Annotated in this window: 20 protein-coding genes and 2 pseudogenes; 18 read left to right on the forward strand and 4 right to left on the reverse strand. The window is 42.1% G+C overall.

The features are described from left to right. Window positions 1–47: 47 nt before the first annotated feature. The 5 genes from QM830_RS00530 to QM830_RS00550 all read left to right on the forward strand — a co-directional run bounded on the left by QM830_RS00530 (window position 48) and on the right by QM830_RS00550 (window position 4,696). Complete coding sequence (locus QM830_RS00530; RefSeq protein WP_342977672.1) at window positions 48–725, forward strand: response regulator transcription factor; 678 nt, start codon at window positions 48–50, stop codon at window positions 723–725. Further along, window positions 718–1,692, forward strand: coding sequence for a sensor histidine kinase (locus QM830_RS00535; protein ID WP_414325097.1), 975 nt, complete (start codon window positions 718–720; stop codon window positions 1,690–1,692). Before QM830_RS00530 ends, QM830_RS00535 begins: the two co-directional genes overlap by 8 nt. A 115-nt stretch (window positions 1,693–1,807) precedes the next feature. Next, complete coding sequence (locus tag QM830_RS00540) at window positions 1,808–1,936, forward strand: hypothetical protein (RefSeq protein WP_004219855.1); 129 nt, start codon at window positions 1,808–1,810, stop codon at window positions 1,934–1,936. Window positions 1,937–1,951: 15 nt separating this feature from the next. Beyond that, window positions 1,952–2,710 (forward strand): ABC transporter ATP-binding protein, encoded by a 759-nt coding sequence (locus QM830_RS00545; RefSeq protein ID WP_223325303.1) that lies wholly within the window; start codon window positions 1,952–1,954, stop codon window positions 2,708–2,710. After that, complete coding sequence (locus QM830_RS00550) at window positions 2,711–4,696, forward strand: FtsX-like permease family protein (protein ID WP_414325099.1); 1,986 nt, start codon at window positions 2,711–2,713, stop codon at window positions 4,694–4,696. It abuts the gene before it with no gap. Between the two features lie 367 nt (window positions 4,697–5,063). Here QM830_RS00550 and QM830_RS00555 read toward each other — a convergent pair whose 3' ends face one another. Beyond that, complete coding sequence (locus tag QM830_RS00555; RefSeq protein WP_003012241.1) at window positions 5,064–5,327, reverse strand: SemiSWEET family transporter; 264 nt, start codon at window positions 5,325–5,327, stop codon at window positions 5,064–5,066. A gap of 289 nt (window positions 5,328–5,616) precedes the next feature. Between QM830_RS00555 and QM830_RS00560 the strand changes: the two genes are divergently transcribed. From QM830_RS00560 to QM830_RS00595, 8 genes are all read left to right on the forward strand, one after another. Next, window positions 5,617–5,874, forward strand: coding sequence for an SWEET family sugar transporter (locus QM830_RS00560; RefSeq protein ID WP_223325305.1), 258 nt, complete (start codon window positions 5,617–5,619; stop codon window positions 5,872–5,874). Between the two features lie 107 nt (window positions 5,875–5,981). Next, entirely contained in the window at window positions 5,982–6,359 is a 378-nt protein-coding gene (locus QM830_RS00565) for a YbgA family protein (protein WP_414325102.1), read from the forward strand. Continuing rightward, window positions 6,360–6,725: a TIGR02328 family protein gene (locus QM830_RS00570; protein ID WP_150905542.1), complete on the forward strand. Its 366-nt coding sequence runs from the start codon at window positions 6,360–6,362 to the stop codon at window positions 6,723–6,725. 126 nt (window positions 6,726–6,851) lie between these two features. After that, window positions 6,852–7,190, forward strand: a complete 339-nt coding sequence (locus tag QM830_RS00575; protein ID WP_414325103.1) for a nucleotide pyrophosphohydrolase — start codon at window positions 6,852–6,854, stop codon at window positions 7,188–7,190. Beyond that, window positions 7,187–8,917, forward strand: a complete 1,731-nt coding sequence (locus QM830_RS00580) for a DUF2075 domain-containing protein (protein ID WP_414325104.1) — start codon at window positions 7,187–7,189, stop codon at window positions 8,915–8,917. Before QM830_RS00575 ends, QM830_RS00580 begins: the two co-directional genes overlap by 4 nt. A gap of 82 nt (window positions 8,918–8,999) precedes the next feature. Next, a complete protein-coding gene (locus tag QM830_RS00585; protein WP_414325106.1) occupies window positions 9,000–9,923 on the forward strand; it encodes an Rpn family recombination-promoting nuclease/putative transposase in 924 nt (307 codons plus the stop codon). A gap of 153 nt (window positions 9,924–10,076) precedes the next feature. Further along, on the forward strand, window positions 10,077–11,000 hold the full coding sequence (locus QM830_RS00590; RefSeq protein WP_414325107.1) for an L-lactate dehydrogenase: 924 nt from the start codon (window positions 10,077–10,079) through the stop codon (window positions 10,998–11,000). Between the two features lie 335 nt (window positions 11,001–11,335). Further along, window positions 11,336–11,875 (forward strand): NADPH-dependent FMN reductase, encoded by a 540-nt coding sequence (locus tag QM830_RS00595; RefSeq protein WP_414325108.1) that lies wholly within the window; start codon window positions 11,336–11,338, stop codon window positions 11,873–11,875. 28 nt (window positions 11,876–11,903) lie between these two features. On the opposite strand, the gene QM830_RS00600 is transcribed toward QM830_RS00595, so the two are convergent. Then, window positions 11,904–12,599, reverse strand: coding sequence for a VIT family protein (locus QM830_RS00600; protein WP_414325110.1), 696 nt, complete (start codon window positions 12,597–12,599; stop codon window positions 11,904–11,906). 440 nt (window positions 12,600–13,039) lie between these two features. Continuing rightward, a complete protein-coding gene (locus tag QM830_RS00605; RefSeq protein WP_414325112.1) occupies window positions 13,040–14,434 on the reverse strand; it encodes an MFS transporter in 1,395 nt (464 codons plus the stop codon). Window positions 14,435–14,752: 318 nt separating this feature from the next. Between QM830_RS00605 and QM830_RS00610 the strand changes: the two are divergent. The 4 genes and pseudogenes from QM830_RS00610 to QM830_RS00625 all read left to right on the forward strand — a co-directional run bounded on the left by QM830_RS00610 (window position 14,753) and on the right by QM830_RS00625 (window position 18,859). After that, window positions 14,753–16,045: pseudogene (locus tag QM830_RS00610) on the forward strand (PTS transporter subunit EIIC). Then, window positions 16,032–16,889: an alpha/beta hydrolase gene (locus tag QM830_RS00615; protein ID WP_414325113.1), complete on the forward strand. Its 858-nt coding sequence runs from the start codon at window positions 16,032–16,034 to the stop codon at window positions 16,887–16,889. The pseudogene QM830_RS00610 and the gene QM830_RS00615 overlap by 14 nt, the downstream one beginning before the upstream one ends. Before the next feature lie 83 nt (window positions 16,890–16,972). Then, window positions 16,973–18,091, forward strand: a complete 1,119-nt coding sequence (locus tag QM830_RS00620; protein WP_414325115.1) for a DUF4767 domain-containing protein — start codon at window positions 16,973–16,975, stop codon at window positions 18,089–18,091. A 213-nt stretch (window positions 18,092–18,304) separates the two neighbouring features. Next, window positions 18,305–18,859, forward strand: a complete 555-nt coding sequence (locus QM830_RS00625) for a hypothetical protein (RefSeq protein WP_414325116.1) — start codon at window positions 18,305–18,307, stop codon at window positions 18,857–18,859. Here QM830_RS00625 and QM830_RS00630 read toward each other — a convergent pair. Beyond that, window positions 18,837–19,037: a hypothetical protein gene (locus QM830_RS00630; RefSeq protein WP_414325118.1), complete on the reverse strand. Its 201-nt coding sequence runs from the start codon at window positions 19,035–19,037 to the stop codon at window positions 18,837–18,839. The genes QM830_RS00625 and QM830_RS00630 overlap by 23 nt on opposite strands. A 29-nt stretch (window positions 19,038–19,066) precedes the next feature. Between QM830_RS00630 and QM830_RS00635 the strand changes: the two are divergent. Further along, window positions 19,067–20,518: pseudogene (locus QM830_RS00635) on the forward strand (IS1182 family transposase); the annotation flags it as partial. Between the last annotated feature and the right edge of the window lie 343 nt (window positions 20,519–20,861).

Consider the following 20,861-nt stretch of genomic DNA (forward strand, 5'->3'; position numbering starts at 1 on the left):
CTTAATCTGTTATAATAGGAAGAAGAAAAAAAGAAGGAAAGAAAGCCATGCATAAAATTCTCTTAGTCGAAGACGATGACATTATCCGCCAACAGGTCAAACAATTATTGGAACAATGGGGCTATGAAGTGGTCGCAGTCGAGGATTTTATGGATGTCCTCGGGATCTTTGTCGAAACCGACCCCCACTTGATTCTCATGGATATTGGACTGCCTCTCTACAATGGTTACCACTGGTGCCAGGAGATTCGCAAGGTTTCAAAGGTTCCGATCATGTTTCTTTCCTCACGGGATCAAGCCATGGATATTGTCATGGCCATCAATATGGGTGGAGACGATTTTGTCACCAAGCCTTTTGATCAAAATGTGCTCCTTGCCAAAGTCCAAGGGCTCTTGCGCCGCTCCTACGAATTTGGCACAGATCAAAATCTGCTGGAGCATCGGGGAGCCATCCTCAATCTCAAGTCCACGGACTTGGTGTATGAAGGGGAAGTCATCAAGTTGACCAAGAATGAATTTCAGATCCTGCGCGTCCTGTTTGAGCATGCGGGCAGTATCGTGGCGCGCGATGATATGATGAAAGAGCTCTGGAATAGCGACTTCTTTATTGATGATAATACCTTGTCTGTCAATGTGGCCCGCCTTCGCAAGAAATTAGAAGAGGCTGGCTTGTCAAACTTCATCGAAACCAAGAAAGGCATCGGTTACGGGTTGGTCCATGAATAAATTTGGAAACATCTTTTGGCAGTATGTGGTATCCCGCAGGCGCCTGCTCTATCTAGTGGTCATCTTTTTGATGGTCGATTTGGTCTTTGCCTTTCTCTTTCCAGAGACGGGGACGGTTTTTATCTATGCGACTCTGATGCTAGGATTTTTTACCATCTGTATCTTGATCTGGGATTTCGCTATGACCTTTCAGGAGTACCGCAAAGCTCTGCTGTATGAGGAAATAGAGCTTGCCTCACCACTGGAACATCTCCTTTATGAAAAATATACAGAAGAACAGCAGGCGCGCCTGGAGCAAGGCAAAGTAGCCCAGGCCAAGTTCAATGACCTGATGGATTACTACACCCTCTGGGTTCATCAGATTAAGACGCCCATTGCAGCTAGCCAGCTCTTGGTCCAAGATGTCGAGACACCTATTGTCAAGCAGCAGATGGAGCAGGAGCTTTTCAAGATTGACTCCTATGCCAATCTGGTTCTGCAGTACCTGCGACTGGAGAGTTTTCATGACGATCTGGTCTTAAAGCGCGTGTCGCTAGAGGACTTGGTCAAAGAAGTGGTCCGCAAATATGCCCTCTTTTTTATCCAAAAGAACTTGACAGTGAACCTGCATGATTTGGATGTCGCCGTCATTACCGATCGCAAGTGGCTTTTGGTCATCATCGAGCAACTCTTGTCCAATAGCCTCAAGTACACCAGTACAGGTGGAATTGAGATCTATTTCAAAGACCAGACCCTCTATATAAAAGACAGCGGGATTGGAATCAAAAATAGCGATGTCCTCCGCGTATTTGAGCGGGGCTTCTCTGGTTACAATGGCCACATGACCCAGCAATCCTCAGGGCTGGGGCTCTATCTGTCTAAGAAAATTGCAGAGCAATTGGGCCACAAGATTAGTCTCCACTCAGAGGTTGGCCAAGGCACAACCGTCGCTATTCGCTTTGAAGAGAAGAAGTTGGTCATGGATTAGTTTTTTTCCATCTTACAAAAATGTAAGAAATAAACGGTAAAATGAAAGGTTAGGTTATGGTAGCCGCCTTTTATTTTTTATACAATAGTCTCATCAAATGAAGGAGGTCAAGAAAATGAAACTCTTGAAATGGATGAAACAACCCAAAAAGATTAAGAAACCAAATGAGCAAACCGATCTGGAAAAGACGGAATTTGGTCTCCAAGTCCTGCAACAAACCCAAGAATTTTTCTTGATCTACTAGAAAAAGGAGAAAAGTATGTCATTGCTAGACGTTCAACACATCAAAAAAATCTACAAAACCCGCTTTCAAGGGACGCAGGTCGAAGCCCTAAAGGATATTCACTTCACTGTTGAAAAAGGGGAGTACGTTGCCATCATGGGGGAATCAGGATCCGGGAAATCGACCCTTCTCAATATCCTAGCTATGCTGGACCAGCCGACGGAAGGCCGGGTCTACCTCAATAGCACCGACACCTCGACCATCAAAAACAAGGATGCCTCCAGTTTCCGTCGGGAAAAACTAGGCTTTGTCTTTCAAGACTTCAACCTGCTGGATACCTTGTCCGTCAAGGACAATATCCTCCTGCCTCTAGTCCTCTCACGCAGACCGGTCAAGGAAATGATGAGCAAGGTCGATAGCGTGAGTCGGGAGTTGGGCATTCACCAACTCCTTGAGAAATATCCCTACGAAATTTCTGGTGGGCAAAAGCAACGGGTGGCTGTAGCACGGGCCATCATCACATCTCCAGAAATTCTCCTTGCTGATGAGCCAACAGGGGCGCTGGATTCCAAGTCTTCGGCTGCTCTTCTAGATGTCTTTGAAGATATCAATAGCATGGGACAAACCATCCTCATGGTGACCCACTCAACCGCAGCGGCAGCTCGGGCCAAGCGCGTGCTCTTTATCAAGGACGGGATTCTCTACAATCAGATCTTCCGTGGGGAAAAGACAGAGCGCCAGATGTTCCAAGAAATCTCGGATACCCTGACAGTCATGGCAAGTGAGGTGGAGTAGATGTTTCGATTAACCACTAAACTAGCTTGCTCTAATCTCATCAAGAACCGCAAGCTCTATTATCCCTTTGCGATTGCAATCATTCTCGCAGTGACCATCGCCTACCTCTTTGACTCCCTGACCTTTAATCCCCATATTCACGAGCTTCGAGGGGGATCTCCCATCCTCTTCACCCTTGGATTGGGACTGTTCGTGGTAAATGTTGCGGGGGCTATCATCGTGCTCTATGCCAATAGCTTTGTCATGAAAAACCGCTCCAAGGAGTTGGGAATTTACAGTATGCTAGGCCTTGAGAAACGCCATCTCATCAGCATGATCTTCAAGGAACTCTTGATCTTTGGCTTTGTGACTATCTCAGCCGGTGTCTTGATCGGGGCTCTCTTTGACAAGCTGATCTTTGCCTTTCTCTTGAAACTGATGAAGATGAAGGTTCAGCTGGTATCTACCTTCCAACCTGGGATTGTCATCTTGGTCTTTGTCACCTTTGGTCTCATCTTTGGCCTCTTAGTTTTTCTCAATGCTTGGCGCATTCTCCGTTTGAATGCCCTGCAATTGACGCGTGAGAAGGCTAGTGGTGAAAAGAAAGCCCGCTTCTTGTGGCCCCAAACCATCCTGGGCTTAGCCTCTCTCGGTTTTGGCTACTACCTGGCTTTGTCAGTCAAAGACCCCATGTCTGCGATTTTGATCTTCTTTCTAGCCGTTGTCTTGGTTATGATCGGGACCTACTTACTCTTTAATGCGGGGATCACCGTCTTCTTGCATCTTCTTAAGAAAAAGAAGAACTATTATTACCAACCCAACAACATGATCTCGGTCTCTAACCTTATCTATCGCATGAAGAAAAATGCGGTGGGCCTTGCGACCATTGCCATCCTCTCGACCATGGTGCTGGTGACGATCTCTGCTGCCACCAACATCTATGTCGGTGGCGAAATGATCAAGAAAATCATGAATCCACATGATTTCTCCATTCAAGGAAAAGGGGTGGACCTGGAGCAAATCAACCAGAAGTTTGATGAATTTGCTTCTGAGAATCATCTTGAGATCAAAAATCGTGACCTGGTGAACTATGCCACCTTTGGGGTCGAATCACAAAAGGGCACAGACTTCACGGTCTATCCTGATGATGAACGCGATGTCAGACCGCGGACAGTCTTTCTGGTCTTTGATGCAGCTAGCTATGAGCAAATGACCGGAGAACACGTTGATCTGGCCGGCAACCAAGTCGTTCTCTTTGCCCATAACCAGGCTCTGACAGGGCAGAAACAGTTCACCATCAATGGGCAAGACTTCCAAATCAAGGAAGAAGTGACCAAGGATTTTATCACGGATCATGTCCCAAACATCTTTAACATGCTGACGGAGGATTTCAATTACCTGATCGTACCTGACCTTTCAGCCTTTGTTGCCAAGTTTCCGAACCTTGCTGTCGTTACCCAAATCTATGGTGGTTTCAATGTCAATGTTGACGAAGACCAGCAACTCAAGCTGGCAGCTAGCTATGACAAGATGATCGATGAATTGAGCAGCCAACAGGGCCAAGGAACATTTGTCTATGGAGGCAATCGAGCATATAATGTGAGAGAAATGAATAGCCTCTTTGGTGGCATCTTCTTTATCGGTATTTTCTTGTCATTGATCTTTATGGTCGGAACAGTCATCGTTATCTACTACAAGCAAATTTCAGAAGGCTATGAAGACCGTGACCGCTTTGTCATCCTCCAACAGGTGGGACTTGATGAAGATGAGGTCAAACGGACCATCAACCGTCAAGTGCGGACCGTCTTCTTCCTTCCCCTCATCTTTGCCTTTGTCCACCTGGCCTTTGCCTACCATATGATCCGCCTGATCCTCAAAGCCCTTGGCGTGATTAATAGTGGCCAAGTCCTCGTCGTCACCCTCAGTGTCTGTGCTGTCTTTCTTATCACCTACCTGATCGTCTTTTGGATCACCTCTCGGAGTTATCGTAAGATTGTGCAGATTTAGGAAAAGAAACTCAAATTAAATTAGAAACTTTCCTTAGGTGAGTACGGACGTCAGCGAACTTCGAAGAAGTTCCATGACTAATTATTGAGCCTAAGGTCTCAATAATTCCGAGTGCCTGAAACATAATTATTTCAGGCACTTTTCTCACAGCGGAAAGTTTCAATATACTCTAATAATAATCAGATATTATTTGGATATTTTTGCACAATAATCCAGCATAGGTTATTCAAAGAAAAGAATTGTCAATTTTTTTAGCTTGCTCATAGCGGGCTTTTTTGTACGAAAACCGACTGCGATTGTTTTTGTTTTTCAAAGGGATACACAAAAAAGACTGAACCCGTAGAGTTCAGTCTTTGTTCACTTTCTATTAAAGTGATGTAAGGAAAGTCAATCCCCCTAGGATGACACCTGCCGAATTCGGAATGATCAAAATCCAGTCTTTTTTAGGTTCCTTTGTCCAACCATAAATGACCCAGATCAAGCAAGAAATAGCAGCTGACAAGGGTTGGAAAGGTTGGGCCTTATTTCCCTGTAAATTAGCAATAATTTGTGGGATGTAGGCAATGAAAACGATAATCCCAATAAAGGCACCGATCGAGCCAACGATTTGGTTGATTTTTTGTTTATTCATAAAATTTTACCTCTGTGTATCAGAATAGCATAAGTAGGAAGAAAATGCAAATAATTTGCATGCTATGCAAGATGAAAATGATTACATTCGCACAAAATTAGACAATGTGTCAAAAAAATGGCAACTAGAGAGAAGACTCTCTCGAAAAGAAATCCATCTTCCTGCAAAATCACAAGATTGTGACACTTTACAGTTCGGTAACATTTGAAAAAAAGACTTGAATTTGTAAAGGACAAAAGGTAGAATAGTGCATACTTTAAAAAAAAGAAAAGGAAATGGTAGTTTCAAAATGAATGAAAAACAAATGAAAATTCTTGGTTGGGTTGCGACCTTTATGTCTGTTATGATGTATGTGTCTTACTTCCCACAAATCATGGATAACCTCGCAGGTCACAAAGGGAACTTTATTCAACCGCTTGTCGCAGCCATCAACTGTAGTCTTTGGGTCTATTATGGACTCTTTAAAAAAGAACGCGATATCCCACTTGCTGCAGCTAATGCACCAGGGATCATCTTTGGTTTGATCACAGCCGTCACAGCCTTGTAATTAATTAAAAAAGCTGGACAAAAGTCTGGCTTCTTTTTTTATGACTTCACTCATTTCCATGGTATAATGGGAGGACTATTCATAGAGAAGATCAAAAGGAGACACGAGTGGATCAAAAACATCACTGTCAAGTCCTATGGGCGAAAAATAAATACCTGGTACTCAGTCGTTCCAGTAATCTCTACAAGGAAATCCGGGAGTACCTCAAGCAAGACCAGGTAGAGGTCAGCCACGTCGAGGACCTGATCCAGCAAGCGCTGGCCTTGCCAGAAAATCGTGGCCAGGTCTCCAATGCCTTTCAGCATATCTGGGGCTATTTCAAAAAGCAGGCGACTGCAGAGGAAAAGGCGGACTTTATGCTGCTACTTGAGAAATACCAGCATGGCCAAGCTAGCCAAGAGGATCTGATCGAGGGGATCCAGATGCTACTTGAGCGCTACCCTAATCGCTACTTACAAGACTCGACGCTACTAGGAGGGCAATAGATGAGACTCTGGCACCAAGACTTGATTCCCAAACTGCCTCGTCCCCAGCTCCTGGGTCAACACCGGGAATGCTGCGCCCTTCGAGGCAATGGCTGGGGCAAGAAGCACGCGACGGTCAACTATGTCTTTGACTACTCGCCCTATCGCCTCTATGCCTATCACCGCCTGATCATGAAGGAGATGACGGCTCGTGGCTACAAGGTCAGCCCAGAGTGGTGGGAGCCGACCTACCGAGGCAAGACCTGCCCAGCCTATCCAGAGCTGGAAGAGGAAGCCTTGAACACCCCCATCTATCCCGAGCACAGGGATACTTACCTTCAAGAATGCCTGGACAATCTAGCAGAAAAAGGGATCCATTTAGACTAAGAAAAAACGAACCAGACCAGGTTCGTTTTTTTGCGCCAAATCCCAACAAAATGCTTTGAAAGCGTTAATTTCTTTCCCAAACATGCTATAATAATAGGAGATTATGCACAGGAAAAGGATAGACGGATGAAGGAATTAATCGACTTAATTAATCAATTTAGAGATGAGCGTGACTGGAGAAAGTTTCATAATGAAAAAGATTTGGCCATTTCGATTTCACTAGAAGCGAGCGAATTGTTGGAACTATTTCAGTGGAAACAATCAGAGGAAGTAGTTGAAAAGTCACTAAAAGAAATCAAAGAAGAACTTGCGGATGTTTTTATGTATTCTTTAATGTTAGCAGATAATTTGAATCTGGATGTAGAAGAAATAATAAAAGAGAAAATTGACATAAATGCAAAAAAATATCCTGTAGAATTAAGCAAGGGAAATAATAAAAAATATACGGACTTGGAGAAAAAATGAGCAACATTCAATCACCCGTAGTTATAGAAATCGATTATTCAAATCGAACATTTGATCAATTAAAAGGAACGATTGCTCCGAAACATTCTAAGCTTATCTTTGATTACCCAACTGTTTACATCGTAAACGATGAGAATAAAAACAAGTATAGTGTTTATGTCGGAGAAACAACAGATATTATTCGTAGAACAAATCAGCATCTATCAGATGATATAAAGAAGGACCGAGAAGATTGGCGACAATTTGAACAATCTAAAACCTCTAAAATGTTTGTTATTGGGCATAACCATTTCAATAAATCTTTGACCTTGGATATTGAGAATAGGTTAATGCTCTACCTATCAAGTGTTGATCAAGTTGAAAGGGTTCAGAATAGAAGAGGAAATCCTCAAAACCAATATTATACTTCTGAAGAGTTAGACGAGATTTTCTCAAAGATATGGAGAACCCTAAATCGGAAAAACCAGTATTTATTCCCAGCAGAAAGCTTTATTCGAAATTCAGCGATATTTAAATCCTCTCCATTTCACAAGTTAACGGATGAACAAGTAAAGGCCAAAAATGAAATTTTGCTAAAAATCACCTCTGTTATCAGTAGAAATGAAACAGGAGTTTTAATTTTAGTAAAGGGTGATGCTGGTGCAGGAAAAACAGTTTTGATGAGTTCTCTCGTTGATGATTTATTGAATTCTGAAGATATTCAGATGATTCGTGAAAATAATGATATCAATCTAGTTGTGAATCATGATGACCAACTCAGTGTTTACCAAGAAATTGAGAAAAAATTAGAATGGAAGAGTGGATCAAATATTAATGTTGTGATGAAACCAACTCAATTTTTGAATGCTCTGAAAAAAGAAAATAGCGATGCTGGAATTGTAGTGGTTGATGAAGGCCATTTATTATTGACTGCAAAAAATCAAGCTTATCTAGGAGGGAATCATTTAAATGATTTACTTGCGAAATCAAAAGTAGTCGTACTTGTTTATGATGAGAATCAGATTATGAACAAATCTCAAATATGGACAGATGATTCTTTCTTGAAATTAGAACACGAGGCAAATCTAAAAGGAAATCTCATTACACTACATAATCAAATGCGTATCCATGCGACAAAGGAAACAGTAGAGTGGATAAGAAATCTTGTTGATGTTGGAGTTGTGAATAAGGTTCCAATTGATAATGATTATGATATTAGAGTTTTCGACTCTCCTGAAGAGCTTCAAAAAGCCATCATAAAAAAGGATGGCGATCAGAACTTAGGAATTTCACGCTTGACAGCAACCTATGATTGGGAATATAGTAGTCAATCAAAACCAAAGGATTCTGACTATTGGTGTGTCCGTATCGGAGACTGGTCTTGTCCGTGGAACAGACAACTTGCAAAAGAAAAAGAATCTAAACATTTATCCTGGATAGAGCAGTCTCAAACGATTCATGAAATTGGCTCAACGTTTACCGTTCAGGGATTTGATCTAAATTATGTGGGAGTTATCATTGGCCCATCTGTCAAATATAGAGATGGGAAAATTATTTTTGATATAAGTGAAAGCAAAAATAAAAGTGCTGTTCAAAACAGAAAACTTGAATCAGGTGAAATGATTAATTACGGAGAAACATTATTGCGAAATGAGTTAAATGTTTTGCTCACCCGTGGAGTTAACGGGTTATACGTCTATGCGGTTGATGAAGAACTTCAACAAGCTTTAAAAAATGCGACAAAATAAGATGTTTCTTATTTCCCAAATTTTTTTCGAATTATAGAAGTAGAGGGACCTTCCCTCTATTTTTTATCGAAAAGGAGCAGGGATGCAGAAAAGACACGCGCACGTATCGCCGACCTTGGACATCATGGCCAAGAAGATTTTTAGTTTGCCAGAGGTGACGGCAGCATTTATTCGAGACATTTTGGAGCTGGATGTGGCGGACGCTCAGATAGTGGAGGGAAGCCAGCCCCACAGCATGGCTTATGAGGAGGATGACTTGTTCTCCACTGCGGTGGATGTGAGAGCCAAGCTCCATGATGGAACCGAGGTGATCATCGAGATCCAGATTCGCAAACAGCAGTATTTCTTGAACCGGTTCCATTATTATCTGGCCAATCAGCTGGTGGAGAATGTACAAAAACTGCGCCAGCAAGGACAGACACATAAGATGTACGAGCAGATGGAGCCCGTCTATGGGATTGCCATTTTGGAGAAGTCGCTCTTACTAGACGAAGAGGCCGCCATCAATAAATACTGGCTGACCAATAGCCGGTCTGGCAAGCAACTCAAGGCCTATTATAAAAATGGCAAGCACCAAAATCTTCTGCAGGTTGCCTTTTTAGAGCTAGACAAGTATAATAAAGATGAGAACCTGACAGATGCAGGTAGACAGTGGTTGGAGTTTTTTGGGAATCTTCCGTTTACAAAAGCTCCCAGTCAGGCTGTGGCTCACGCAGATTCATTATTAGATTCATCTAGCTGGACCAAGGAGGAGAAGACCATGATAGACGAGCGAATTCGCATTCAAGAAAATTATGATATGACTATGGAGACGGCGATTGATGAAGCACGTGAAGAAGGTTTAGTCCAAGGGCTGGAACAAGGTTTAGAAAAAGGTCTAGAACAAGGTCGTAATGAAGAACGTCTGCAGTTAATCCGCAAAATGGTTTCGCGAGGAATGACGCCTGATCTTATCTCAGAGATGACGGGGTTGTCCATTGAAGAAATTGAGACTCTTCTTTCCTGAGTCGTTAACGGAGGCACCGCCTCTTTTCTTTTTTGAAAAAACTTGAAAATTTCCCCATTTTTTCAATCCACCTTTCTAGGATTGTGGTAGAATAGAGTCAACAAAGAGCTATCCTCACCAACAGTGTGATCGATACTAGAAAAGAGGATTCTGATGACAAGAAAAATTGGTATTATTGGTTTGGGGCATGTGGGTGCGACCTTGGCCCACAGCATGATTTTGAAACACACCTGTGATCACTTGGTCTTGATTGATACCAATGAGAAAAAGGTCAAGGCAGATGCCTTGGATTTCTGTGATACAGTTGCCAATACGGGGTATCCGGTTCATATCACGGTCAATGACTACGCGGCTTTAAAAGATGCGGATGTCGTGGTGTCGACTCTTGGAAATATCGAGTTGCAGGCTAATAACACAGATGACCGTTTTGCGGAGCTTCCTTTTACTAGCAAGCAAGTGGTGCAAGTAGCGCGTGATTTGAAGGCTTCAGGCTTTAGTAGGGTCTTATTGGTAGTGACCAATCCGGTCGATGCAGTCACTCAACTCTATCAACAATATACCGGCCTTCCAAAAGAGCAGGTGATTGGGACAGGGACCTTGCTGGATACAGCTCGCATGAAGCGAGCAGTTGCGGATCGTTTGCAGGTTTCTCCTGCTAGTGTATCTGGCTATAACCTTGGTGAGCATGGAAATTCTCAATTTGTTGCTTGGAGTCAGGTCCGTGTCAAAGGACACGCTATTACCGATCTCTTCTCTCAAGAAGAGCTTGATGCCATTAACTACGAATCCTTGCGTGGTGGTCATACTGTCTTTTTTGGTAAATTCTATACCAACTTTGGGATTGCTGCAGCAGCCCAACGCTTAGCAGAAGCTGTGATCAATGATAGCCACGAGGAAATGCCGGTCTCTAACTATCGTCCAGAATATGGAACCTATCTTGGCTATCCAGCGATTGTAGGTCGAAAAGGAATTATTGAACGATTGGACTTGCATTTGACAGAAGAAGAAAAAGAAAAATTACTCCATTCAGCCGAAACCATCAAGGAAAACACACGAAAAGGGCTGGAGCATGCATAAAAGAGAGGAGGCTGGGACAAAAGTCCTAGCCTCTCAATTGTCTTTGGATTGTCGAGCAAGACTAGATAGCGGGCTTGAAGTTATCATTAATTGGATTGTAAAGAACTCTGGGGTTTGTTTTTCTTGGATGTTGATCCTCTATAGATTTATACGGTTATAATTCATTGAAGGTTGGCTATTATTGTCCAACCTTTTTAGTATCGATCGTCTTAGCCCTTGCTTAGTGAATTTAATAAAGCTTAGTAAATTCCAAGTTGTAATTCTTGACATTACATCTAGGGCATGTATAATAGTTAATATAACAAATATTCTTACAACAGAAAGAGAAAGCAACTATGAAAAACATTTTATTTATCGTCGGATCCCTTCGTCAAGGATCTTTCAACCACAAAATGGCCCAGAAAGCAGAAAGCCTTCTTGAAGGAAAAGCAACGGTGACTTACTTGGACTACAAGGATATTCCAATGATGAACCAAGATTTGGAAACGCCAACCTTGCCAGCTGTGCAAGCAGCACGTGATGCGGTCCTTGCTGCGGATGCCATCTGGATCTTCTCGCCAGTTTATAACTTTGCCATTCCAGGCGTGGTGAAAAATCTGATCGACTGGCTTAGCCGTGCCCTTGACCTGTCAGAAACGCGTGGTCCATCTGCCCTTCAAGACAAGATCGTAACGGTTTCTTCAGTAGCCAATGCCGGACACGAACCAATGTTTGCGACATACCAAGCGCTCTTGCCATTCGTTCGAACTCAAGTTGTTGGAGAGTTCACTGGAACAACCGTAAACCCAGAAGCTTGGGGAACAGGTGAATTAGTTTTGACAGATGAAGCGGTCGCAGGACTGGAAAAACAAGCACAAGCCTTATTAGAAGCATAAGAAAAGCTGAGACAGAAGTCTCAGCTTTTTAGATACTAAAGAGTTGTCCAAAGAAATAGGTTACTCCCATGGTAAGGAGGCCAATGATCAGGTTGCGAAGCATGGCTGGCTTGGTTGGTGCTTTTCCTAGTTTCGCACTGCTATAGCCAGTGAAGATCAAGGATAGTCCAACAACGAAGACTGTCACTGGAATGCGATAGTTAGCTGGAAAGAGAATGATAGAGAGCATTGGAGGAAGGGAACCAATAGAAAAAGCAAGGAAGCTAGATGCAGCTGCATGCCAAGGATTGGTAAATTCTTCGTATTCAATGCCGTATTTCTCTTCGACCAAGGCTTTGAGGGGGTGTTTCAGAAAGGCCCGTTCTGTCAAAATCTTTGCGGAAGTTTCGCATTCTCCATTTTGAAGATAAGCGTGGTAGAGAGATTCTCTCGCTAACTTTGGATCGCGATCCAACAAGGCTTGCTCGCGGTTAACAGCGGCTTCTTCCGTGTCTTTTTGTGTGGAAACAGAGACATACTCACCTCCCGCCATCGAAAAGGCACCGGCCAGAATTGCAGACAGGCCAGAAAGGAAAATGATCCAGATGTTTGACGTGGCACTAGCTACCCCAATCACCACCCCAGCAATAGAAATAATCCCATCATTGGCCCCTAGAACCGCAGCTCTCAAGATATTCAAGCGATCGCTAAATGATTCATCTACTCCATGTTTCATTTCAGTCATACAATGTCTCCTTCATCTTATTTAGAATGATTATAAATAAAAAACAGAAAGAAATCAAGTACTTAAATTCAAATGATAAAAGTTCGACAATTTAATGGAATCTTTTAGTTGTAAAATTTGACATTATAAGCAAAATGGAGAGAGAATTTGGCATACACCTCTATCCTATCAAGGTTTATTTAGCAGAAGTGGCATAATTTTTGAGGATACTGATGGCATTGTAACGAGGGTAAGAAAAGGATAACAAAAAGAGGCTGGGACAAAAGTCCCAACCTCTTAATTGTTTTTGGATTGTCTAGCAAGACGCAGTGGTTGAGTGGGCTCTACTACACTGATTTCATCAGCTTTTATAGCCCTACTCAACTGTGCGGAGGTGGGACGACGAAATCGAATTCCAACGAATTACCGATTTCTGTCCCACTCTCTTTTAATGAGATTAATTAGTTGGTTTCATGTTCTTTTCCCACAACCCAAAATAAGAGAAGCAGTTGGAAAATACCCAAGGCAAATAAGACCATAAAACCGTTGCGACTTCCTTTAGCAGTGGCTTGGGTGAAGTCCATCTTTTGATTAGCTTGGCTCATGGCAACGATCAGCGAAGCCAGGGTTGTTCCGACAGCGCCTGCAAATTGTTGCAGGGTGTTAAAGATCGCGTTCGCATCGGGTTGCTCTTCCAGAGAGAGTTGTTTTTGTCCGTTGGTCATAATATTGCCAAAGGCCAGTCCCATACCAGTCATAAAGATCATGTAAAAGATAAGAATCAAGCCATTTGTCAGCTTCAGGGCAAAAAGGGTGAAGTGGAAATGGGCCAGAAGGATTAAAGTAGCTCCAAGGAGAATCGGTTTACGGGCGCCCAACTTATCTAGAATGAGACCGGAGAAAGGAGCAAAACCTGCTCCAATGATGGCTCCTGGAAGCAGCATCAAGGCCGCAAGCGTGGTGCTCGAGTGGTTGACCAATTGGACATAATTGGGCAAGAGGAAACTCATGGCCAGAGAACCTAATTGGAAGGTGAAAAAGGCAAGAACATGGCCAGTGAGGAGATGGTTCTTTAAGATGGCAAGGTTGATAATGGGAGTCTCTAACTGATTGGACCGCCAGACTAAGAGAACCAGTCCCAAGAACCCAATCACCAGCCAACCAAGGACAGAAAAACTAAAGAAAGCATGATCAGAAAGACCGTGAATCCCTAAAATCAAGCCTAAAAATAAAGCAATAATGGCGAGAAGACTCATGATATCAAGCCTTTCTCGCTTGACTGTACTGATTTGTTTAATGGAGCGAAGTCCTGCAACCAGAGAAGCTAGAAGGATCGGGAATTGAACCAAAAAGATGGACCGCCAACCGAAGTTAGCCGTCAAGAGACCACCGACAGTAGGCCCAATAGCGGGAGCGATGGCTGTTATCAGGGTACCCACTCCCATCATGAGACCGATCTTGCGTTTTGGGACCTGCTCTAAAATGATATTAAACATCAGAGGAAGGGCAAAACCAACCCCCATTCCTTGGACCAATCGACCCAAAACCACAAAGCCAAAACTTGGAGCTAGGAAGTCAATGAGAACACCTAAAACAGATAGGAGATTTCCAACTAAAAAGATGGACTTCATTTTAAAAGAGCGCTTAAGGTAGGCAGATAAGGGGACTACACAGGCAACCACTAGAAGATAGATGGTGGTGACCCACTGAACGGTTGCGGTATTGATCTCAAATTCCTTCATCAATATTGGGAAGGTGATATTCATGGCAGTTTCTCCAGCCACCCCGCAAAAGGACAGGATCCCCGTCGCAAAGATTGCAAACAGGACCTTGGCTGAAATTTTTTCTTGTGACATCGGTGTCTGATTCCTCCTAAATCTTCCTAAAGATATGGAATTTGGTATAAAATCGGATGAAAATTCATGGTTACGATCTGATTTTCCGTCAGGTAGCAAAGTAAGACTAACGGTAACCTGATCCATAATTTTGTTAGCTAACAAATAGTATAGAGGAAATGAAGACCTCTGTCAAAGAGTTTTTGAAAAGTTTTGAAAATAGTAACAGCGTTCTCAAATGATGACGTCTCTCCAAACGAAAGGAAAGGCTCGCCAGTATGATATAATAAGAAGAAAGCAGTAAACGTGAAGAAGTCATCAACTCGAACAGGAGGCCCCATGACCAAGTATTTAGTCCAGAAGTTTTTCTGGTTACGAGAAAAAAGTTTGATTCAAATTTCCCAGAAAACCCTGGTTTCCTTATTTCCTTTTTTCCTATTTTCTGGAATCATTCGGGTGATCGCTCTATCGGTCTTCTCCGATCGAGGCTATATCCATCAGCTCTTTTCGATGGATAGCTGGTTGCCATGGGATCAGGCCATTAGTCAAGTCCTCATTAATTTTTCCAATTTTTTAGGAGGTCTAGCTGGGCCTTTAGTGACCTACTTCGCTGGAAAATATACAGCTTGGCACTATGGTCGAAGTACAGGGACAGCTGGAGTGACAGCTCTTTTGGTCAGTCTAATAGTAGGCTCTCAGGAATTGTTGGTGGGCCCCCTCCATGACGGGCAACTGACGCGTATCAACTTACCTGCGACGACCAATATCGTCTTAGCGATTTTTTTAGGCTATCTAATCGGGCAAATCTTTCGTCTATCCAAGGCCAGTGACGACCAGATTGTAGACAAGGATTTCATCTATCAGCCCAAGACGGTGCGTCCCATTTTCTTGTCTTTAGTTCTAGGGGTCAGCCTCAATCTTCTTTTGGTTCTCGGGAACCAATTTAATATTTTTCAGACTATCCGACAGTTCTTGGCTTCTCTAACGGTAAGCAGTCATCATCTCCTGTCCACCTTTGTCATGGGACTATTTAGTGGGCTATCTACTTGGTTTGGTAATAGTCAAGCCTTTGCCTTGAACTCAATTGCGGATGACAATTTTGCCTTGGAAAATCTCACCTACGCTGTGACCCATCATTCAACGACAGGCATTCCTCATCTCTATACCTTGACCAATTTGTAACGCAGTTTTGGTCTGGTGGCTGGTGTCGGTGCTGTCCTAGCGCTTTTGGTTGCAATCTTATTGGTTTCGCGAAGTCAAAAGGACAATAAAGTCAGCCTCCTCAGTCTGTTTCCAAGTCTCTTTAACAATGGGGCTTCCTTCATGGTAGGCATACCAGTTCTTCTCAACCTCCTATATGTGATTCCCTTCCTATTGATTCCTTTGGTGAATATGACGATAGCAGCTGTTGCTTTGTGCTTCAAGCTGATGCCAGCAGCCGTCTATCCGGTTCCAGACGGGACACCTAGCCTTCTCTATGCCTTTATTGGAACCGGAGGAAGTCTGAGAGCCTTAGCTGTCAGTATCCTTTGTTTTGCCATCGATGTGCTCCTTTATCTACCATTTGTCCGCATGGGAAATCGTATTCGAAAAGATTTAAAAGTGAAAGGAGAAAGCGATGAAGCAATCTAAAAAAACAGCCATCGTCCTTACTTTGGTCTGTCTTTTCTTGATCGGCTTAGCCATTCCTTCTTATAGCTGGACTCGGACCAATGTTTCAAAAATTGAGAAATTTTATAATTCAAAATTGTCTCCCATCATCATGATTCCGGGAAGCTCAGCGACAGAGAACCGCTTTGATGGCTTGGTGACCAAGCTCAACCAAGACCGCCAAGGAACCAAACACAGCCTGCTCAAGGTCAAAGTTTGGAATGATGGGCATATCACCTATAGTGGAAGTATGGATGCCAAGGACAATGAACCAGTAATTGTGGTTGGTTTTGAAAACAACAAAGATGGTTATAGCAACATTAAAAAGCAAGCCAAACTATTTAATCAAGCCTTCGAAGCCCTTCAAGAAAAATACAATTTTAATAATTTTAAGAGCTTGGGTCATTCCAACGGTGGCTTGATTTATACAGCCTTTATTGAAAATTATCTGGGAGATTATGATATCGATCTCAAGACCCTTATGACCATCGGAACTCCCTATAATTTCACGGAGACCAATATCAAGAATAAATCTGAGATGTTGGCCGATTTTATCAAGGGAAAAGAAGCCATCCCCAATACACTTCATATGTATTCAGTAGCAGGGACCATCACCTATGATTCAGATGAGTTGGTCCCAGATACCAGTGTTTCTGCTGGGAAATATATCTACCAAAACCAAGCAGCTAGCTACACGGAGATTACAGTGACGGGGGAAGATGCTCAGCACTCGGACCTTCCAACCAATGATGAGGTGGTTGCCTTGGTGAAAGAGCATATTGAAAGTCAAACGGATCGTAGAAAGAATCCGAATAAAGAAAACTAAGTGTGAAGAAGGGATTCCTTCCTCACTCTTTTTTTAGTATAATAAAGTTTAGTATGAAAATAGGGGAGAGTAAAGGAGATCAGATGAAAAGAAAACAATGGGTGCCCTTAGGGTTAGTGGCTTCGAGTATGGTCATGTTAACAGGATGTTACCAAAGATACCAACGTCAGTCCAGTCCTAAAAAAGAGGCTGCAACGAGCCAGACTTCAGCAAAAAAACAAGCGAAAAAAGCAGATAACAAACAATTATACCAGTCTGTTTTTTCAGACTACCAAAAGATTTTTGCCACTTCAAAAGAGTTAGATGCCATTTCCAAATTGAATGATGCATTAGCTAAAGAAGATCGGATGATCAATAGCTGGGTGATCGAGACTATCATCAATCAGCCAGAAGCTGTCCGCTATGCCTTTAAGGACTTAAATAACGATGGGGTAGATGAGATGATCATCGCCAATCAGCAGACTGATGGAAGCTACTTTGTGACAGGAGTTTATTACCTCAAGGACCAAAAACCGACTCTGCTAGCCGAAGGTTTTGTCGCTGGACACGGTGGAGCGCGCAATGCGACGACCCTCTATCAGGGAGGAGAAGTCCTAGAAGTGAGTTGGTTATCTGGTACTGGTCGAGGAGTAGCCGTGCTCTCACGGATAGAAAAGACGCCTCAAGCTGCGACCAAAGTCCAGGAAGAAGAAGTCCAAGTACCGGGGTCAGATCTGAATTCCCTCTTTGGAAAATCGGATGAGGATAAACTGGATCTCAAGAGTTTTGACTGGCAAGCTTTTGACAGCACACCATCAGCGGGAAATAGCCAAAGCCAGGAAAAAACGCCTTGGAGTGCGGAAAAATCAGCAAAATTAGCAGAATTTATGAAGACCTGGGGCGAAAAGATGGGACAACCCAACTACCAAAAAGGCATCGCTGGCGGTGATGTAGGACCAGACAACCTCTATACTCTAGGGGAAAATAGCAAGATGGATGCCATTTATACAGATACTGGTCAGGGAAATGCAAAATACCGCATCGTGGAACGCTATAGCAATTGGGACAAGTATCCAGATGTGCATAGTTATTTCTTTGCCATTACAGATACAGGAGAAGGCATTGTCTTTCATTCTCCAACGACCAATGGTGGAAAGATGTATCTAAAACCAACAGACAACAAGGAACTGCAAGAAGAATTTACACAGTTACTTCATCAGTAAAAGTAAGAATAGACCAGAAAATCAGTATTTTCTGGTTTTAATTTATTCGTTTTATGCATAAAAAATCAAAACATGCAGTATTATTTAGGAAAGAAAATATGTTAAAAGATAGTGATAAATAAGGTTATAAAAGCATTTGAAAACAGAAAATATTTGACAATGAAAGGGAAATCATTTAAAATATATTCAAACTTTATTTATAGGAGAATAACGATGAAAAAACTTCTTACAGCCGGTGTGGCTCTCTTGTCAGTTGCAACATTGGCAGCATGTTCTGGTAAAACTGCTTCAGAATCTTCTAACAAAGAAGCAAAGGCTTCTTCTAGCAAAGTAGAAAAATCATCTACTTCAGAAAGCAAGTCAAGCAGTTCAGAAAAAAAATCAAAATCTTCTGTTGCTTCCAAAGAAGTCATCTTGTTAACGGATGAAGAAATTGATAATGCCAAAACAATTGGTGATTTTAAAAATCTTTATGGCAAATTAGTAGATAACTACAAAAAATATGCACAAGATATCGGTCAACAAATTCCAGAAGCACAGAGAGCTACTTATACTCAACAAATAGAACCAGCTATCAAGGCTATGGACGACTCAAAAGCTCAATTCAATAACATGCTGTCAAGTGCAGGTTCAGATGACACGCTTGTCCCTGAGCAAGGGCGTACGCCTTTCTTGACACAAATTAGAACAGCACGTGACTCAATGAAAAATATTCTTGAAGGTGTCTACCAATCTATTGGGGAAGCTACCTCTTCATCAGCTGAATAATTAAGAAATGAAAATGAGGATGGGACAAAAGTCCTTTAACTCCAAAAAAAGCAACGGATTTGCCGTTGCTTTTTTGCATGGTTACGATAGCCTTGATAAAATAGAATTGTCCAAAAAACCATTTAGAAAGGCTATCCCATGCACATTCACTATAACACAAATCAGACAACTTTACCACTAGAACTTGCTTGAGTCTTACCTCAAGACCACATCGTTTTCACCATCGAAAAGGTTGTCAATGCACTAGATGACAGTCACTTCCACGCCTTCTATCATGCCTTTGGTAGCCCGTCTTATCACCCTAAAATGCTTGTATCTACTCTTCTATTTGCCTATTCACAAGGGATTTTCTCTGGTCGAAAAATTGAAAAAATGATGATTGAAAATCTCGCTATGCAGTACCTAACAGGACAGTTGGTTGTCCGCTATCGCACCATCAATCGTTTTCGAGTTGCTGAAGGGATGGAAGACCTCATTCGTAATCTTTTCATTGACTTCAATCTTCGTTTAAAAATGGAAGAGTTAGTGACCTTAGATTGCTTGTTTATTGATGTGACTAAGATTGAAGCTAATGCCAACAAGTATAGTTTGGTGTGGAAAAAGGCAACCGACAAGTTTTACGCTAAACTTCAAGAACAGATACAGGTCTATTTTCAAGAAGAAATCACTCTCCTTATCCATCAAGCTATCGAACTGGATACACAAGAGCCTATCTCCTCAGAGCAGTTGCTTGCATTCGCTCAAATCCTTGAAGAAGAATTAAGAAAATTGAATCAGGATATTGAGGAGACACCCGTTAAAGGAAAGGACGAACGTAAAACCCAACGTCGTAAACTCAAGAAAGTCTTACGTAAAGTCAAGGATGATTTTTCAATACGTGCTGAAAAATATGAGAAGCATCAAGAAACTTTTGAAGGTCGCAACAGCTTTTCTAAAACCGATCCAGATGCCACTTTTATGCGGATGAAAGAAGACCATATGAAAAATGGTCAACTCAAGGCTGGATATAATCTTCAAATCGCTACTGAAAACCAATTTGTTCTTCACTATGATGTCTTCTCAAATCCGACAGACACTAAGACTCTTCTGCCATTCCTTGAAACCCATCCACATGACTTGAAGACAGTTGTCGCCGATGCGGGGTACGGTAGCGAGGAGAATCTTCTCACCTTGGATAGGATAGGTGTTGATCATTTGATTAAATATAGTCTTTTTGATAAGGAACAGAAGAAAAACTACAAAGAATCTGATAGGAATTTAGATAATTGGACTTACGATAAAACAACTGATACCTACACCCATCCAGAGGGTTGGGTATACCAGTTTGATCACCTCAAACACAGCCATACCACGACAGGTTTTAGGCAAGAAATTAGGGTTTATAAGGCAGAACAACCTGACATAGCTCCTCAAAAGGGACTGTATATGAACGAACGCTATCAGCACTTAAAAACTAAAGAATACCAAGCGCTTTTATCTCCCGAAGGTAGACAAATTTTCGCTCAACGTAAGATTGATGTGGAACCTGTCTTTGGGCAGATAAAGGCTTGTTTGGGTTACAAGAGATGTGATCTAAGAGGCAAACGACAGGTTAAAAATGACATGGGATTGGTTCTCATGGCCAATAACCTCCTAAAATACAATAAGAGAACGACTTAAAATTAAAAAGCTAGAGTTCCACAATTGGAAATCTCTAGCTTTTTTGTGATTGAGAACTTTTTGTCCCAGACTCATTTTTGCTTTCTTACAAAAATGTAAGAAATCAAGGGTAAAATGTAAGGTTATGTTATGGATTGGTCTTATTTTTTAAAGTACACTTATAACAGTAATGCTCTTCAAAAATCAAATTCAAACCACGTCAGCTTCGTCTTGCCGTACTCAAGTACAGCCTGCGGCACGCTTCCTGGTTTGTTCTTTGATTTTCATTGAGTATAAGATAACGGAGAAACTATTAAAAAATTTAGAAATAAAGAAAATCAGTACCAACTTCAAAAGAGACCGA

This window comes from Streptococcus sp. OMI750 (assembly GCF_047463895.1).
Taxonomy (GTDB): domain Bacteria; phylum Bacillota; class Bacilli; order Lactobacillales; family Streptococcaceae; genus Streptococcus.

Bases quoted from the DNA above. Each gene is read 5' to 3' on its own strand.
- QM830_RS00595 (WP_414325108.1), top strand. From the start codon at position 11,336: ATGAAAAACATTTTATTTATCGTCGGATCCCTTCGTCAAGGATCTTTC.
- QM830_RS00555 (WP_003012241.1), bottom strand. From the start codon at position 5,327: ATGAATAAACAAAAAATCAACCAAATCGTTGGCTCGATCGGTGCCTTT.
- QM830_RS00600 (WP_414325110.1), bottom strand. From the start codon at position 12,599: ATGACTGAAATGAAACATGGAGTAGATGAATCATTTAGCGATCGCTTG.
- QM830_RS00585 (WP_414325106.1), top strand. From the start codon at position 9,000: ATGCAGAAAAGACACGCGCACGTATCGCCGACCTTGGACATCATGGCC.
- QM830_RS00575 (WP_414325103.1), top strand. From the start codon at position 6,852: ATGAAGGAATTAATCGACTTAATTAATCAATTTAGAGATGAGCGTGAC.
- QM830_RS00580 (WP_414325104.1), top strand. From the start codon at position 7,187: ATGAGCAACATTCAATCACCCGTAGTTATAGAAATCGATTATTCAAAT.
- QM830_RS00550 (WP_414325099.1), top strand. From the start codon at position 2,711: ATGTTTCGATTAACCACTAAACTAGCTTGCTCTAATCTCATCAAGAAC.
- QM830_RS00615 (WP_414325113.1), top strand. From the start codon at position 16,032: ATGAAGCAATCTAAAAAAACAGCCATCGTCCTTACTTTGGTCTGTCTT.
- QM830_RS00535 (WP_414325097.1), top strand. From the start codon at position 718: ATGAATAAATTTGGAAACATCTTTTGGCAGTATGTGGTATCCCGCAGG.
- QM830_RS00590 (WP_414325107.1), top strand. From the start codon at position 10,077: ATGACAAGAAAAATTGGTATTATTGGTTTGGGGCATGTGGGTGCGACC.
- QM830_RS00605 (WP_414325112.1), bottom strand. From the start codon at position 14,434: ATGTCACAAGAAAAAATTTCAGCCAAGGTCCTGTTTGCAATCTTTGCG.
- QM830_RS00530 (WP_342977672.1), top strand. From the start codon at position 48: ATGCATAAAATTCTCTTAGTCGAAGACGATGACATTATCCGCCAACAG.
- QM830_RS00560 (WP_223325305.1), top strand. From the start codon at position 5,617: ATGAATGAAAAACAAATGAAAATTCTTGGTTGGGTTGCGACCTTTATG.
- QM830_RS00625 (WP_414325116.1), top strand. From the start codon at position 18,305: ATGAAAAAACTTCTTACAGCCGGTGTGGCTCTCTTGTCAGTTGCAACA.
- QM830_RS00620 (WP_414325115.1), top strand. From the start codon at position 16,973: ATGAAAAGAAAACAATGGGTGCCCTTAGGGTTAGTGGCTTCGAGTATG.
- QM830_RS00540 (WP_004219855.1), top strand. From the start codon at position 1,808: ATGAAACTCTTGAAATGGATGAAACAACCCAAAAAGATTAAGAAACCA.
- QM830_RS00570 (WP_150905542.1), top strand. From the start codon at position 6,360: ATGAGACTCTGGCACCAAGACTTGATTCCCAAACTGCCTCGTCCCCAG.
- QM830_RS00545 (WP_223325303.1), top strand. From the start codon at position 1,952: ATGTCATTGCTAGACGTTCAACACATCAAAAAAATCTACAAAACCCGC.